We start from the raw sequence: 15,605 nt of genomic DNA on the forward strand, positions 1-15,605 counted from the left end.
CGCGGCGTCCGCGCCGGCGGCCCGCGCCTGGCTGCGGGCGAGGCTGGCGAGGCGGTCCGCCTCGTGGCCCGGGAGCGCGGGCGGGGCGCCGATGCCCTGGTCCCCCTCGGCGGGCGCCCCGGCCAGGAACCGGGCGAGCATCAGATGCTGAGCGATCATCATGTCCTCCGCGTCATCGCGTCATCGCGTCATGGGATTGCCGTGCCTGTGCGGCACCGATGGCATGTGCCATCGGTACTGAGTTTCCGCTCTGCGGATGACGTCCCCTTTGCCCGGTCGTCAATCCTCCGTGGCGATTCGGCACGATGCTGTGAACGGCGAATGACGCGGCTTCCGTTGTGTTTCCGGTGTCCCCCGGCTACGGTTTTCAACAAAATGTTGATTCCGTCGAGCGGAACCTCCGGCGGCCACACGGGACGGGAGCGGCGGGATGGGGCAGCGGGAACCGATCGCCACCAGCCTGGCGGCATCCGTACGGCAGGACGTGGCGGCCATGCTGGCGGACACCGACGCCCTGCTCGCCGCCCGCTACCCCGGTGACCGCGGGGGCCGCCAGCCGGTGCACACGGTGTATGTGCCCGCCGGTGACGCCGGCCCCGGCACCGTCGCCGACTGGGGCCGCCGGGCCCTGGCCCTCCTCGACGAGCACGCCCCCGGCCCGGCCGCGCTGGCCTCCGCCCTGGACCTGGACCCCCGCCTGGCCGCGGACGTGTACCCCCGGCTGCGCGCCAAGCTCTCCGCCGAGCCGGTGGAGGACCTGCGCATCGACTTCGAGGACGGCTACGGCCGCCGCCCCGACGCAGACGAGGACGCCGACGCCGCCCGCGCCGCCCGGCTGGTCGCCCGCGCCTGCGCCGACGGCACCGCCCCGCCGTACCTCGGCATCCGGCCCAAGTCCCTGGAGGCCGGCGTCCGGGACCGCGCCATCCGCACCCTGGACATCTTCCTCACCGGAGTGCTGGAGGCCGCCGGCGGTCTGCCGGAGGGCCTGCGGCTCACCCTGCCCAAGGTCAGCCACCAGGACCAGGCCGCCGCCATGGCCCGGATCTGCGCCGCCTTCGAACGCGCCCGCGGGCTGCCGGACGGGAGGCTCGGCTTCGAGATCCAGATCGAGACCGCGCCCGCCGTGCTGGGCCCGGACGGCGCCGCCACCGTGGCACGCATGATCGGCGCGGCCGGCGGCCGGGTCACCGGGCTGCACTACGGCACCTTCGACTACAGCGCCGGCCTGGGCATCGCCGCCGCCCACCAGGCCCCGGACCACCCGGCCGCCGACCATGCCAAGGCCGTGATGCAGACGGCCGCGGCGGGCACCGGCGTCCGGCTCTCCGACGGCTCCACCAATGTGCTGCCGTCCGGCTCCCCCGCACAGGTGCGCGCCGCCTGGCGGCTGCACTACGGGCTGGTGCGCCGTGCCCTGGTCCGCGGCTACCACCAGGGCTGGGACATGCATCCCGGGCACCTCCCCACCCGCTACGCGGCCGGGTACGCCTTCTACCGCGAGGGCCTGCCGCCGGCCGCCGCCCGGCTGGCCGCCTGGGCCGGCGGGCGGAGCGCCGGACGGGGCGGCGGGAACGGAGGGGACGGAGGGGACGTACGGGACGGCGGAGACGGCGGGCAGGCGGTGCTGGACGAGCCGGCCACCGTCCGCGCACTGGCCGGTTTCCTCCTGCGCGGGCTCGACTGCGGCGCACTCGACCCGGAGGAGACCACCCGGCTCAGCGGCCTCAGCAGCCACGACCTGCGCAGTCTCACCCTCCGTCACTGATCCACCGTGGCGCAAGCCGACCGGTACCCGACGTTTCCCGTACCGGGTGCAGCGGGCAACTGACATCAGGGTGGACGAGGAGGGGTGGTGGACCGTGATTGTCTGGCTGAACGGTGCCCACGGCGCCGGGAAGAGCGCGGCTGGGTGCGAGCTGGCGGGACTGCTTCCGGACGGGATCCTGTTCGAGCCGGAACGGATCGGGGACCTGCTGCGGGCCACCCTGCCCCGCAAGCTCCTGGAGGAGGTCACCGACTACCAGGACCTGCCGTCATGGCGCTGGCTGGTGGTGGAGACCGCCGCCGCCCTGTACCGGGAGACCAAGGGCACCATCGTGGTGCCCATGACGGTGCTCCGCCAGGACCACCGCGACGAACTCTTCGGCGGGCTGGCCTCCCGCGGGCTGACCGTCCGGCATTTCCTGCTGCATACCGAAGAAACGATCCTGCGAGAACGGATACTGCAACGCCAGGACTTCCCGGCGGACCCGGCGGGCAACGGCCGGGTCCGTTCCTGGTACCTGGAGCAGTTGCCCCGCTACCGCCGGGCCCTGACCTGGCTCGGCGAGGACGCGCACACCGTGGACATCTCCGCGCTCCTGCCGCGCTCCGCCGCCGAGCGCGCGGCGCGGGCGATCGGCGCGGGCGCCGGGCGCTGCGAGATCGTGCAGAGCGCGCGGCCCACCGGCGCCACCGTGGCCGCCGGGATGCTGCTGTTCGACGAGAGCGACCGGATACTCCTGGTCGACCCCACCTACAAGCCGGGCTGGGAGTTCCCGGGCGGGGTGGTGGAGCCCGGCGAGGCCCCGGCCCGGGCGGCGGTCCGCGAGGTGGCCGAGGAGCTCGGCCTGCGGCTGCCGGAGGGACCGCCGCTGCTGGTGGTCGACTGGGAGCCGCCCCGCCCGCCGGCCTTCGGCGGGCTCCGCATGCTCTTCGACGGCGGCCGGCTGGCCGACGAGCGGCATGCCGAAGTGCTGCTGCCCGGGGCCGAGTTGCGCAGCTGGCGGTTCGTCACCGAGAACGAGGCGCGGGAACTGCTCTCGCCCGGCCGGTTCAGCCGCCTGCACTGGGCCCTCGAGGCCCGCCGCCTGGGCCGCGCCCTCAACCTGGAGGCCGGCACCCCGGTCGGCCGCTGACCCCGCGCTCCGCGGGTGCCGCCACCCGGGCATCCCCTGTTCGGCCCGCTCGCCTGGTTACGCCCCGTGCAGATGTGGTTACGTCGGAGCTGTCACATTCCCATGTGAGGAGTTCGCGATGTCCCCGCTGAAGACCGCCGCTTCCGCCGGAGCGGCGCCGCATCCCATAGCCCGGGGGGTGGGCGTACCGGCGGCGCTCCCCCCGGACCCAGGGCCGCACCGGCTCCGGCCGGCCGCCCCAGCCGGACCGGCCCGCCGCTGAGCGGGCCCGCGGCCCCGGGCCGCGACCGTCACCGCCCCGCACCCGCCGCGGTGCGGGGCCTTTGTGCCGGTGGCCGCCCGGGGAGCGGCGGCACCGGGAGCACCGCACCGGTACGGGACCCGGGAAAGTACCGGTGGCCGCCCGGCCGCCGGGCCCGGAAGGACGTTCCCCGGGACGCGGCGGCGGCCCGGCCGGCGGCGCGGCGGCCGGGTCAGGAGCCGCCGCGCTGGGCGGCGTAGTTGCGCAGGAACAGCGCCTCGGTGAGCGCCATGCGCTCCAGCTCGTCCGGGGAGACGCTCTCGTCCACCGCGTGGATGCGGGCCGCCGGCTCGCTCAGCCCGGTCAGCAGGATCTCCGCCTCCGGGTACAGCCCGGCCAGCGTGCTGGTCAGCGGAATCGAGCCGCCCTGCCCGGTGATCTCCATCTCCGCGCCGTCGTAGGCCTCGCGCATCGCCGCGGCCATCGCCGTGTAGGCCGGGCTGGCCGTGTCCGCCCGGAACGGCTGCCCCTCGCCGGCCGCCTCCACGCTCACCCGCGCGCCCCACGGCGCCCGCGACTCCAGATGCGCGGCCAGCAGCCTGGCCGCCTCACCGGCGTCCGTGCCCGGCGGGACCCGCAGCGAGACCAGCGCCCGCGCGCTCGCCTGCACCGACGGCGTGGCACCCACCACCGGCGGGCAGTCGATGCCCAGCACCGTCACCGAGGGCCGCGCCCACAGCCGGTCCGCCACCGTGCCGGAACCGGTCAGCTCCACCCCGGCCAGTACCCCGGCATCGGCCCGGAACTGCTCCTCCGGGTACTGGGTCCCGCTCCACACCCCGTCCGCCGCCAGGCCGTCCACCACGGTGGAGCCGTCCGCCGCGCGCAGCGAGTCCAGGATGCGGATCAGCGCGGCCAGCGCGTCCGGAGCCGCCCCGCCGAAGGCGCCGGAGTGCAGATTGCCCTCCAGGGTGTCCACCCGTACCCGCACCATCGCCATGCCGCGCAGCACCGCGGTCACGGTCGGACGCCCGGCCTGGAAGTTGCCGCTGTCGCCGATCACCACGGCGTCGGCCCGCAGCAGCTCCGGATGTGCCTCGGCATACCGCTCCAGGCCGCCGGTGCCGCGCTCCTCGGAGCCCTCGGCGATCACCTTGACGCCCACGGGTATGCCGCCGTGCGCGCGCAGCGCGCGGAGCGCCAGCAGGTGCATGATCACCCCGCCCTTGCAGTCCGCGGCGCCCCGCCCGTACCAGCGGCCGTCCCGCTCGGTCAGCTCGAACGGCGGCGAGGTCCACAGCTCCTCGCCGAGCGGCGGCTGCACGTCGTAGTGCGCGTACAGCAGCACCGTGGGAGCGCCCTCGGGCCCCGGCAGACGGCCGTAGACGGACTGCGTGCCGTCCGGGGTGTCCAGCAGCGCCACCTCGGCGAAGCCCTCGGCGCGCAGCGCGGCGGCGATCCACTCCGCGGCGGCCCGGCATTCCTCCGGCGGGAACAGCTCGGGGTCCGCGACCGAGCGGAAGGCGACCAGTTCGGCCAGTTCCCGCCGGGCTTCCGGCATCATCTCCCGCACGGCGCCGGCGAGCGGGGCGTGTTCCGGACTGCTGACCATGGCGTTTCGCTCCTTGTGGGTGCGCAGCGGGCACCCGGGGAACGGATGTGCCCGCTGGGACAGGCTTCGTCGGTGCGGCCGATCATCCCACAGCCCTGACGCGCTCCGACCGGGCCGTAGGATGCGAGGGGGCGAAGGCCGTTACGGGACGTTTATCGGGAGCGACAGCACATCGTGAGCAGCGAGAGCGCAGCCGGGAACCGGATGGTGTGGGACGTCATCGTGGTGGGTGCGGGGCCCGCCGGGGCATCGGCGGCACGCGCCGCGGCGGAGACCGGGCGCCGGGTTCTGCTGCTGGAGAAGGCGGAGTTGCCCCGCTACAAGACCTGCGGCGGCGGCATCATCGGGCCGTCCCGGGACGCTCTGCCGCCCGGTTTCGAACTGCCGCTGAAGGAGCGGGTGTTCGCGGTGACCTTCTCCCTCAACGGCAAGCTGGCGCGTACCCGCCGGTCCCGGCGGATGCTGTTCGGGCTGGTGAACCGCCCGGAGTTCGACCAGCGGCTGGTGGAGTACGCGGTCAAGGCCGGAGCCGAACTGCGCACCGGGGCGTCCGTGCAGCGGGTGGAGCAGCACGGTACGGCCGTGCCGGACCGGCGCACGGTCGCGGTGGTGCTGGCCGGCGGGGAGACGCTGCTGGCCCGCGCGGTGGTCGGCGCGGACGGCAGCGCCAGCCGGATAGGAGCCCATGTGGGCGTCCGGCTGGAGCAGGTGGATCTCGGCCTGGAGGCGGAGATCCCGGTGCCGCCGGAGGTCGCCCGGGACTGGTCCGGCCGGGTGCTGATCGACTGGGGGCCGCTGCCCGGCTCCTACGGCTGGGTCTTCCCCAAGGGCGACACCCTCACGGTCGGGGTGATCTCGGCACGCGGCGAGGGCGCGGCCACCAAGAAGTATCTGGAGGACTTCACCGCCCGGCTGGGGCTGTCCGGTTTCCCGCCCGCCCTCTCCTCCGGGCACCTGACCCGCTGCCGCACGGACGACTCGCCGCTCTCCCGGGGCCGGGTGCTGGTCTGCGGGGACGCCGCCGGGCTGCTGGAGCCGTGGACCCGGGAGGGCATCTCCTACGCGCTGCGCTCGGGCCGGCTGGCGGGGGAGTGGGCGGTACGGATCGCCGAGGCCGCCGACGCCGTGGACGCCCGGCGGCAGGCGCTCAACTACACCTTCGCCATCAAGTCAGGGCTGGGCATGGAGATGGGCGTGGGACGCCGGATGCTGACGGTGTTCTCGACCCGGCCGCGCATGCTGCACGCCGCGATGATCGGCTTCCGCCCGGCCTGGCTCGTCTTCACCCAGATCTGCCGCGGCTCGGCGACCCTGGGCGGCATCGTGCGCAGCAGCCCGGTCGCCCGCCGGGTGCTCGCCGCGCTCGACCGCGCCTGACCGGGCGTGACCGGTCCCGGTCGGTCTCCCGGTCAGGCGGCCTGCCCGCGGGGCCCCGCGGGCGCCCGGGGGCACGTGCGGCAGGCCTGGGACACTGGAGCCATGACCGAGCGCAAGCCTCATGGCATGAGCTTCGAGACGTGGGTCGACCGGCAGATCCGGGAGGCCGCCGAGCGCGGCGAGTTCGACGGCCTCCCGGGAGCGGGCAGACCGCTGCCGGACGCCGACGCGCCCTACGACGAGGCGTGGTGGGTCAAGCGGAAGATGGAGCGGGAGGGGCTGTCGTTCCTGCCGCCGTCACTGGCGCTGCGCAAGGAGGCCGAGGACGCGCTGGCGGCGGCGCGTGCCGCGGGCTCCGAGCGCCGGGTGCGGGAGATCGTCGCGGAGATCAATGACCGGATCCGCGCGGCGCTGCGCCACCCGCCGGCCGGGCCGCCGCTGAACCTCCGGCCGTTCGACGCCGACGCCGTGGTCGCCGACTGGCGCGCCGCCCGCCCCGGGTAACCGCTCACGGCACCCGGTCACCCCCGGCACCCTGTCGCCGGCCCGGGCGCGGAGCGCGGGCCCGGCGGCATCAGGAGGCCGCGGCGGGGGCGGGCAGCAGGGCCGGGTCCTGGCGCAGGATGCGCTGGTGCAGGGCGCGCAGCGCCGGGCCGGGGTCGCAGCCCAGCTCCTCGGCGTACCGCCGCCGCGCGTCCTCGTAGGCGCGCAGCGCCCCGGCCGGCTGGCCGCTGCGGTACAGCGCCAGCATCAGCAGTTCCACCATCCGCTCGCGCAGCGGGTGCGCCGCGACCTGCCGCACCAGCTCGTGCACGCACTCGTGGTAGCGGCCCAGCTCCAGCTCGCCCTCCAGGCGGCGCTCCAGCACCATCAGCCGCTTCTCCGCCCAGCGCCGCCGCTCCGCCGCCAGATACGGACCGGCCAGGCCCTCGGCGAACTCGCCGCGCCACACCGACTCGGCGCGCGCGGCCAGCGCCGCCGCGGTGCGCAGGTCCCCGGCGTCCCGGGCGGCCAGCGCCCGGTGCAGCAGCGCCCGGCGCTCGTGCAGGTCGTCCGGGGCCAGGCCGGTGAGCCGGTAGCCGCTGCCGGTCCAGGACAGCTCCGGCGTGCCCGGGGCCCGCTCCGTCCCGGCCGCCGCCGCGGTCAGCGCGCGGCGCAGCCCCGAGACGTACTTCTGCACCAGATTGCGCACCTGGCCGGGCGGCTCGGCACCCCAGACGGCCTCCACCAGCGCGCCGTAGGTCATCGGGCGGCCCTCCTGGAGGACCAGCACGGCCAGCACCGCCCGCTGCCGGGGCGCGCCCAGCGCGATCTCCCCGCCGGCGGCCGCGGCCGTTCCCGCCGTGCGCAGCACCCGCAGCGGCCCCAGCACCTCGCACCGCAGTCCGTCAGCCATGCCCCGAGCCTAGGCCACGGCCCCCACCCGCCGGAGGTGCCTGCGGTGCCCGGCCGGCAGCGCGTTCCAGCGGCCGTTCCAGCGGTTCTTCCAGCGGTTGTTCCCGTGCGCGGTCCAGTGGCCGGTCAGCGCCCTCGCCCAGGCTGGACCGCGACGAGGGGGCCTTCCGCAGGGCCCGCCACAGCCGAGATGCAAGGCGAGGACGATGACCCCGCACCACACGGGCGCCGCCCGGCCGCCGGCGGTACGCCGGGCCGGAGCCGTGCTGCTGACCGCGCTCCTCCTGCTGCTGGGCCTGGCGGCCTACGGCGCCGGTGCCCCGGACGACCTGGAGCTGTCCCGCTGGGACTCGCCCGGCACCGACTCGGTGGCCGTGCAGGACGTGCTGCGCGAGGAGTTCGGCACCGGCAACCCCAACCTGGCGCTGCTGGTCACCGCCGCGGGCGGCGATGTGGACGCGCCACGGGTGCGCACGGCCGGCCGGGAGCTGGCCGCCGGGCTGGCGGCGCACCCCATGGTCACCGATGTCCGCTCCTACTGGGCCACCGGTGACCCGGCGCTGCGCAGCACCGACGGCTCCCGGGCCCTGGTGCTGGCCCGCCTGGAGGGCAGCGCCACCGAGACCCGTGCCGAACTGGCCGCGCTGTCACCGGAACTCGCCCGGGAGACCGAGGTGTTCACCGTCGAGGTGACCGGCCAGGAGGAGATCTCCCGGCAGGTGGGCGAGCGGGCCCGGCAGGACTTCCTCCGTGCCGAACTGCTGATCCTGCCCATGGTGACGCTGCTGCTGGTGCTGGTCCACCGGCGCGCCGCCGCGGCACTGCTCACCGTGGGCACGGGGCTGATGTCGGTGCTGGCCACCCTGGCCGGGCTGCGGCTGCTGGCCCAGTTCACCCCGGTCTCGGTCTTCGCCGCCAACCTGGCGCTGGTGCTGGGCCTGGGACTGGGCATCGACTACAGCCTGTTCGTGATCGGCCGCTACCGGGAGGAACGCCGGGCCGGCGTCCCGCCGGAGGCGGCGGTCGCCGTCACGGTGCGCACCGCCGGGCGCACCGTGCTGTACAGCGGCCTGACCGTGGCGGTCTCGCTGGCCACCCTGCTGGTGTTCCCGTTCTTCTTCCTGCGGTCCTTCGCCTATGCCGGGGTGCTGGTGGTGGCCACCGCCGTGGCGGGCGCGGTGCTGGTGCTGCCCGCGGCGCTGCTGCGCTGGGGGCACCGGGTGGAGCGCCCGGCGCCGTCCTCGGGTGCGGCGGGCGGTCCGCCGGCCGGCCGCGGCGGGCTGTGGCACCGGGCCGCGCTGGCCGCCATGCGCCGTCCGCTGGTGTCCGGTGCCGCCGTGCTGGCCGTGCTGCTGCTCGCCGGATCGCCGGTGCTGGGCCTGCGGTTCGGGCTGCCGGACGAGCGGACGCTGCCGGAGGGCGCCTCCTCCCGGGTGGCCACCGAGGAGCGCAACGCCCACTTCGCCGCCGAGGCCACCGACACCCTGTTCGTGGTGAGCACCGGGAACGGGCCGTTCCCGGAGGAGGAGACCGAGGCGTACGCGGACGCGCTCTCCCGGCTGCCGGGCGTGTTCCAGGTGGAGTCACCGGCCGGGCTGCACCGGGACGGCGCACTGGCCGCGCCGCCGGTGCGGGAGCCGGACGACCCCGGCGGCCGGGTGCGGCTGGCCGTGGTGCCCACCCAGCAGGCCATGGAGGGCGGGGTGCCCGGGGGCGTTCCGGGCCTGGTCGCCTCGGTGCGGGAGGTTCCCGCGCCGTACGGGGTGCTGGTGGGCGGCTACCCGGCGGAGACCAGCGACTTCCGGGACGAGCTGCTGCGGCGGCTGCCGCTGGTGGCCGGGCTGGTCCTGACCGTCACCTGCGGGCTGCTGTTCCTGATGACGGGCAGCGTGCTGCTGCCGCTGAAGGCCACGGTGCTCAACCTGCTCAGCCTGAGTGTGATGTTCGGCGCCCTGGTGTGGCTGTTCCAGGACGGCAATCTCTCCGGCCCACTCGGCTTCACGCCCCTGGGAGCGATCGAGCCGAGCATCCCGGTGCTGATGTTCTGCGTGACCTACGGGCTGTCCATGGACTACGAGGTGTTCCTGCTGTCCCGGATCACCGCGGCCCGCCGGGGCGGGCTGGGCACCGTGGCGGCCGTGGGGGAGGGGGTGCGGCGGACCGCGCCCGTGGTCACGGCCGCGGCCGGCATCCTGGCGCTGACCTTCGCCTGCTACGCCGCCAGCGGTGTGGTGTTCCTGAAGATGCTGGGGATCGGCACCGCGCTGGTGATCCTGGTGGACGCGACGCTGATCCGGATGGTGCTGCTGCCGGTCACGATGCGGCTGGCCGGGCGGGCGAACTGGTGGGCGCCCGCTCCGCTGCGGCGGCTGCACGCCCGCTTCGGCCTCACCGAGGGGGACCCCCGCCCCGTCCCCGGCACCACCACCGGGGACGGGGGCGGTCCGGCCGCCGGGCAGGGCGGCGCGGCCCCGCCGGCGGGCCCCGGCCACGCCCGGGCCGGCGTGCGCCGCACGTAGAGCTGTCCGCGGACCCGGGCGGCCACCGTGCCGTCCGGTCCGCCGCGGTCACCTCGGTCCCGGACCAGGGCAGGCACGTGGCGTCCCACGCGGTGGCCGCCCGGATCTCCGCGATCCGCTCCTGCCGCAGGCGGAAGGCCGCGGACACCTCGCCGCGTCCGGGCGGGACGAAGCCGGTCCGGCGCACGTGTCCCGGACCCCATGGCCCCCGCAGAGCCGGTGCAGCACCCGCGGCGCCCGGAACGGACCGGCCATGGCGGACAGCGAGCGCCGAAAGGGCTGCCGGAGCAGGTCCGTACCGGGGCGCCGCTCCAGCCGCCGGCGGTGGGCGGCACCCGGATTCCGGCGGAGCGGGACGGGGCCGCCGGCTCATGGCCGGCCGCAGTGCCGGGTCCGGGGGACCGCGCCGTACCGGCCGGGCCGGCACGGCGGCCAAGCGGCAGCTCATGGGTGTGCGGCGGGGCGTCCGGCCGGCGCCCCGTGCAGCGCGCCCCGGTTCAGCAGCGTCGTCGCCGAGGCCACCGCGCACAGCAGGGCCACCGTCGTCAGCGCCGTGGCCAGGGTGAACCACTCGGCCAGGAAGCCGATCGCCACCGGCCCCAGCAGCAGGCCGCCGTAGCCCACGGTGGAGGCGGTGGCCACCCCGCGCGGCCCGGCCAGCGCCCCGGCCCGGCCGATGGCGATGGGGAAGACGTTCGCCAGCCCCAGCCCGGTGAGCACGAAACCGGCCAGCGCCGCCCAGACCGTGGGCGCCAGCGAGCCCAGCAGCATGCCCACGGCACCGGCCGTGCCGCCCGCCACCAGGGCCCGGGTCTCGCCCAGCCGGGCCAGCAGGGCCGTGCCGGTGAGCCTCCCGACCGTCATGGCCAGGGCGAACACCGCGTACCCGGCCGCGGCCACGCCCTCGCTCGCGCCCAGCGACTCCCGCAGGTGCAGGGCGCTCCAGTCGGCCAGCGCGCCCTCGCCGTAGGCGGTGCACAGGGCGATGAAGCCCAGGCCGTAGACGGCCGCCCGGTGCGGCCGGCTGGCCGGGGCGGGCGCCGCACCGGCGGGCTGCCCGGCGCCGTCCGGGGCGGGTGCCGGATGCGCCAGCAGCACCCGGCCGGCGGCCAGCGCGATCAGCAGCCCGGCCAGGGCCAGCAGCCCCAGGTGCCATGCGGCGCTCAGTTCCCCGGCCACCAGCCCGCCGAGTCCGGCGCCCGCCATGCCGCCCAGGCTGAACGCGGCGTGGAAGCCGGGCATCACCGGCCGGCGCAGCGCGGCGACCAGATCCACCGCCGCGCTGTTGGCGCCGACGTTCATGGCGCCGAAGCCGACGCCGAACACCAGCAGCACCAGGCCCAGCGCGAGCGCCGAGTGGGTGTGCGCGGGCAGGGCCACGGAGAGCGCCAGCAGGGCGCCGGCCACCACGGTGACCGGATGGCTGCCGTACCGTCTGCAGAGCCACCCGGTCAGCGACATGGTGACCACCGCGCCTGCCGACACCCCGAGCAGGGCAAGTCCCAGGGCGCCCGGCGAGGCGCCGGTCTGCTCCTTGACCGAGGGGATGCGGACGACCCAGCCGGCGAACACGAAGCCGTCCAGGGCGAAGAACGCGGTGAGCGCGGTGCGGATGCGGCGCAGTCCGTGACCGGGTCCGTGGTGGCCGCGGCGGATCACGGACCGCCGCGCCGTCGTTTTGTTTATGAGCGGCACAAAGTAAGAATAGAGGAGTGACCCACACGCGCAGCAGAATTGACCGGGGCCGCAACGCACTGGGCCCCGCACTCGAACTCGTCCACACCGGACGCGCCCCCACCCGCGCGGTGCTCACCACCGAACTGGGCGTCACCCGCGCCACCGCGGGCGCGGTCGCCGCCGAGCTCCAGACCCTCGGCCTGATCAGCGTGGACTCCCGCCCCGGTGCGGTGGCCGGCTCCCAGGGACGGCCCTCGCACCGGCTGCTGATCGCCGACGACGGACCGGTGGCGCTCGCCGCCCAGGTGCACGCCGACGGCTTCCGCGCCGCCCTGGTCGGCCTCGGCGGCCGGATCGTGGCCACCACCCCGGGCTGCATGACCGTGGACGCCGACCCGGCCCAGGTGCTCGGCGAGGTGGTGGCCGCGGGCGCGGAGCTGCTGCGGCAGACCGGCCGCCGCTGCGTGGGCGCCGGGCTGGCGGTGCCGTCCGCCGTCACCGAGCCGGAGGGCACCGCGCTCAACCCGCTGCACCTGGCCTGGGCGGCCGGCGCCCCGGTGCGGGAGATCTTCAACCGCTGCCTGGACTCACAGGGCGTCAAGGCCGCCGGCCAGTGCGGCAACGACCTCAACCTGGCCGCGCTCGCCGAGCACCGGCACGGCGCCGGACAGGGCGCGCATCACCTGCTCTGCGTGGGCACCGGGCACCGCGGCGTGGGCGGTGCCCTGGTGCTGGACGGCCGGCTGCACACCGGCAGCGCCGGGCTGGCCCTGGAGGTCGGCCATCTCACCGTCGACCCCGCCGGCCGCCCCTGCCACTGCGGCAGCCGCGGCTGCCTGGACGTGGAGACCGACCCGCTCGCCCTGCTGGAGACCGCCGGCCGGGAGCCCGGCCCGGAGGGCTCCCTGCTGGACCAGGCCGCGGGCCTGGTGCGCACCGAGTACGCCACCGACCCGGCGGTGCGGGACGCGGCCCGGGTGCTGATCGACCGGCTGGGCATGGGCCTGGCCGGGCTGGTGAACATCCTCAACCCGGACCGGATCATCCTGGGCGGGCTGCACCGGGCCCTGCTGGCCGCCGACCCGGAGCGGCTGCGCGCCGTGGTCGCGGACCGCAGCCTGTGGGGACGAAGCGGCAGCGTGCCCATCCTGCCCTGCACCCTGGACCACAACAGCCTGGTCGGCGCCGCCGAACTCGCCTGGCAGCCGGTGCTGGACGATCCGCTGACCGCCCTGGAAGCCGTCTGACACCGCCGCACCGGCGGGTCACCCGGCCGGACGGCCCCGGATGCCCGGGCCGCCGCCCGGCAGTACCCATCGGTCATGGGAACTGAGCAACCTGCCCCCGCTCCCGGCCCCCCGGCCGACGAGGCCGGCACCGGCACCGGCCCGGGCGGCACCGGCCCGGGCGGGCCCGCCGCGGCCGGCGCGGCCGCCTCCCGGCTCGACGGACGCACCGGTTACGACCCGTGGTTCCTCGGCGTCGAGGTGCCGCTGCCCCGCCCCGTCGACCCGCTGCTGGAGACCGTGCTGCTGCCCTATACGCACTTCTCCGTGCTGCTGCGCCCGGACCGGCGGCTGGCCGCGGCCACCGCGGTGGCCATCGACGGCGCCCGCCTGCGGCGCTCCGGCCGGGACAGCCGCTGGCGGCTCGACCCCCGGGCCCCGGCCGCCCACCAGGCCGGCGGGGAACTCTACGAGGACAACCCCCTGGACCGCGGGCACCTGGTGCGGCGGCTGGACCCGGTCTGGGGCGACCGCGACGAGGCCGAACGCGCCGACGACGACACCTTTCACTTCACCAACGCGGCCCCGCAGGCCGAGGAGTTCAACCAGGGCCGGAAGCTGTGGCTGGGCCTGGAGGACTTCCTGCTGCAGCACGCCGCCGCCCACGAACGCAGGCTCGCCGTGTCCACCGGCCCGGTGCTGCGCGAGAGCGACCCGCTCTACCGGGGCGTGCGGATTCCGCTGAGCTTCTGGAAGGTGGCCGCCTTCCTGGACCGCGGCGAGCTCGGCGCCACCGGCTATCTGCTGGACCAGACCCCGGACCTGCGGCGCGCCGCCCCGGCCCCCGGCGAACCGCCCCCGCTCGGCCCGTTCCGCACCTTCCAGGTCCCGGTCCGGGACGTGGCCGCGCTCACCGGCCTGGACTTCGGGCCGCTGCCGGTGGCCGACCGGCTGCCGGTGGCGCCCGGCGTGGCGCCCGGCCCCGCCCGCTGGAGAGAGCTCACCAGCCACCACGACATCACCTGGCGGGCCGGGGACGTGGCCGCGGAAGGGCCGCCGGCTCCGCCGGTTTGACACCCCGGCGCGGGCGGAGCGTACTGGAAAGCGGGGGGACCGATCCTTCGGCGGAACACCCGCCGGCGGGTCCGGCCCCGGCGGACCCCCGCGGACGCCGGACCCGGGCCGGGCGTTCCGCACTGCCCACAGGAACCGCCATGGCACCGCAAGAAGCCGTCGGACCGACGGTGCTCGCCTGGGAGGACGACCCGGGCGAGCCGCCGTCCGACCGCATGCCGATACTCCGCCCCGTCCCCGACCTCGACACCCCGCCGCTGCCCACCGCCATCGCCGGGCCCGCCCCCGTGCCGGACGGCGACATGCCCGGCAGCGCGGCCTTCCGCTACTGGACGGCCGCCGACGCGCTCAGCCGCGGCTCGGCCGTCTGGGGCCCGCTGATGCCCCCCGGCACCACCTGGCACCGCACCGTCGGCCGGGCGCTCACCGCCCGGCTGGACGAGGGCGAGGACCTCAACGCCTACTACGACCGCCGCGGCATCACCTTCTTCCACTCCACCGTGGCCGGCGTGGACGTCTACAGCGGCGAGAGCGCCGAAGTGGTCGCCCACGAACAGGGCCACGCCGTCCTGGACGCGCTCCGCCCCCAGCTGTGGAACGTGGCCAGTGCCGAGGCGGAAGCCCTGCACGAGTCCTTCGGCGACATCAGCGCCCTGCTCGCCGCGCTCCGTCTGGAGACGGTGCGCAGCGCGGTGCTGGCCGAGACCCACGGCTTCGTGGAGGCGTCCTCCCGGGTCTCCCGGATCGCCGAGCAGCTGGGCTGGGCGCTGCGCCAGCGCAACGCCAACGGCGTGGACGCCAACGCCCTGCGCGAGGCCTCCAACCGGCACTTCTACCGGGACCCGGTGCACCTGCCGCCGTCCGCCCCGGCCACCGAACTCTCCAGCGAGCCGCACTCCTTCTCCCGGGTGTTCACCGGCGCCTTCCTCAAGATCGTCTCCGGGATCTTCCGGCAGCAGCCGGACAAGGACTCCGCAGCCCTCGCCCGGGCCGCCGGGATCTCGGCCGGGCTGCTGGTCCGTGGGCTGCTCTCGGCACCCGTCGTCACCGGCTACTACGCCCAGGTCGCCGCCCACATGATCGCCGCCGACCAGGAACTGCACGGCGGACGGCACGGACGGGCACTGCGCTCGGCCTTCGTCCGGCACGGCATCATCTCGCTCTCCGGCGCCACCTCGCTGACCGCGGAGACCGTGCGGGAACACGCCCGGGGCATCGCCGCGGCCGGTGGCCCCGGCACCGCCGCGGCCGAGGAGGAACTGACCGACCTCACCATTCCGGGCGACGTCTACGGGCTGGTGGACGGGGTCGCGGTGACCATGCCGACCGAGCAGACCCGGTTCGCGGTGGCCGGCTCGGACCCGGCCGGCGGGGCCCTGGAACCCGCCAGCCCGCGGCAGGCCGCCACCTCCTATCTGGAGGACCTGTTCCGCCGCAGCCGGATCGAGGTGCCCGAGGAACTGCGCGCCGACACCTCCGTCGTGGCCGACGACCGGCGCACCCGCACCCATGAGATCGTCCGCTCCGACCGCGGGGACGGCCTGCACCTGGTGCGCCGCCGCTTCGCCGCCCGGACCCGGTGAC

General features: G+C 76.1%; 11 protein-coding genes. 8 read left to right on the forward strand and 3 right to left on the reverse strand.

Translation table 11 applies throughout. The features are described 5' to 3' along the window. Positions 1–430 precede the first annotated feature (430 nt). Both GQS09_RS12860 and GQS09_RS12865 read left to right on the forward strand, forming a co-directional pair. Complete coding sequence (locus GQS09_RS12860; RefSeq protein ID WP_165986177.1) at positions 431–1,768, forward strand: DUF6986 family protein; 1,338 nt, start codon at positions 431–433, stop codon at positions 1,766–1,768. 94 nt (positions 1,769–1,862) lie between these two features. Beyond that, on the forward strand, positions 1,863–2,900 hold the full coding sequence (locus GQS09_RS12865; protein WP_165986178.1) for an NUDIX hydrolase: 1,038 nt from the start codon (positions 1,863–1,865) through the stop codon (positions 2,898–2,900). A gap of 473 nt (positions 2,901–3,373) precedes the next feature. Here GQS09_RS12865 and GQS09_RS12870 read toward each other — a convergent pair whose 3' ends face one another. Continuing rightward, on the reverse strand, positions 3,374–4,753 hold the full coding sequence (locus tag GQS09_RS12870; RefSeq protein WP_165986179.1) for a dipeptidase: 1,380 nt from the start codon (positions 4,751–4,753) through the stop codon (positions 3,374–3,376). A 204-nt stretch (positions 4,754–4,957) separates the two neighbouring features. Between GQS09_RS12870 and GQS09_RS12875 the strand changes: the two genes are divergently transcribed. Both GQS09_RS12875 and GQS09_RS12880 read left to right on the forward strand, forming a co-directional pair. Then, positions 4,958–6,130: a geranylgeranyl reductase family protein gene (locus tag GQS09_RS12875; protein ID WP_165986194.1), complete on the forward strand. Its 1,173-nt coding sequence runs from the start codon at positions 4,958–4,960 to the stop codon at positions 6,128–6,130. Between the two features lie 102 nt (positions 6,131–6,232). Beyond that, the gene (locus tag GQS09_RS12880) at positions 6,233–6,634 is read left to right on the forward strand and encodes a DUF1992 domain-containing protein (RefSeq protein WP_165986180.1); all 402 of its coding nucleotides are present in this window, start codon (positions 6,233–6,235) and stop codon (positions 6,632–6,634) included. A 70-nt stretch (positions 6,635–6,704) separates the two neighbouring features. On the opposite strand, the gene GQS09_RS12885 is transcribed toward GQS09_RS12880, so the two are convergent. Beyond that, positions 6,705–7,526, reverse strand: coding sequence for a BTAD domain-containing putative transcriptional regulator (locus GQS09_RS12885; RefSeq protein ID WP_165986181.1), 822 nt, complete (start codon positions 7,524–7,526; stop codon positions 6,705–6,707). A 205-nt stretch (positions 7,527–7,731) separates the two neighbouring features. Between GQS09_RS12885 and GQS09_RS12890 the strand changes: the two genes are divergently transcribed. Then, entirely contained in the window at positions 7,732–10,044 is a 2,313-nt protein-coding gene (locus tag GQS09_RS12890) for an MMPL family transporter (protein ID WP_165986182.1), read from the forward strand. 444 nt (positions 10,045–10,488) lie between these two features. On the opposite strand, the gene GQS09_RS12895 is transcribed toward GQS09_RS12890, so the two are convergent. Then, positions 10,489–11,739 carry an MFS transporter gene (locus GQS09_RS12895; protein ID WP_165986183.1) on the reverse strand — a complete coding sequence of 417 codons (1,251 nt, stop codon included), beginning with the start codon at positions 11,737–11,739 and terminating at the stop codon, positions 10,489–10,491. 17 nt (positions 11,740–11,756) lie between these two features. Between GQS09_RS12895 and GQS09_RS12900 the strand changes: the two genes are divergently transcribed. The 3 genes from GQS09_RS12900 (at position 11,757) to GQS09_RS12910 (ending at position 15,604) form a co-directional block, all read left to right on the forward strand. Further along, positions 11,757–12,968, forward strand: a complete 1,212-nt coding sequence (locus GQS09_RS12900) for an ROK family protein (protein ID WP_165986184.1) — start codon at positions 11,757–11,759, stop codon at positions 12,966–12,968. 75 nt (positions 12,969–13,043) lie between these two features. Continuing rightward, complete coding sequence (locus GQS09_RS12905; RefSeq protein WP_165986185.1) at positions 13,044–14,021, forward strand: DNA/RNA non-specific endonuclease; 978 nt, start codon at positions 13,044–13,046, stop codon at positions 14,019–14,021. Positions 14,022–14,161: 140 nt separating this feature from the next. Next, the gene (locus GQS09_RS12910; RefSeq protein WP_165986186.1) at positions 14,162–15,604 is read left to right on the forward strand and encodes a hypothetical protein; all 1,443 of its coding nucleotides are present in this window, start codon (positions 14,162–14,164) and stop codon (positions 15,602–15,604) included. Position 15,605 lies beyond the last annotated feature (1 nt).

It is taken from the genome of Streptomyces sp. YIM 98790 (assembly GCF_011421595.1).
Taxonomy (GTDB): Bacteria; Actinomycetota; Actinomycetes; order Streptomycetales; family Streptomycetaceae; genus Streptomyces.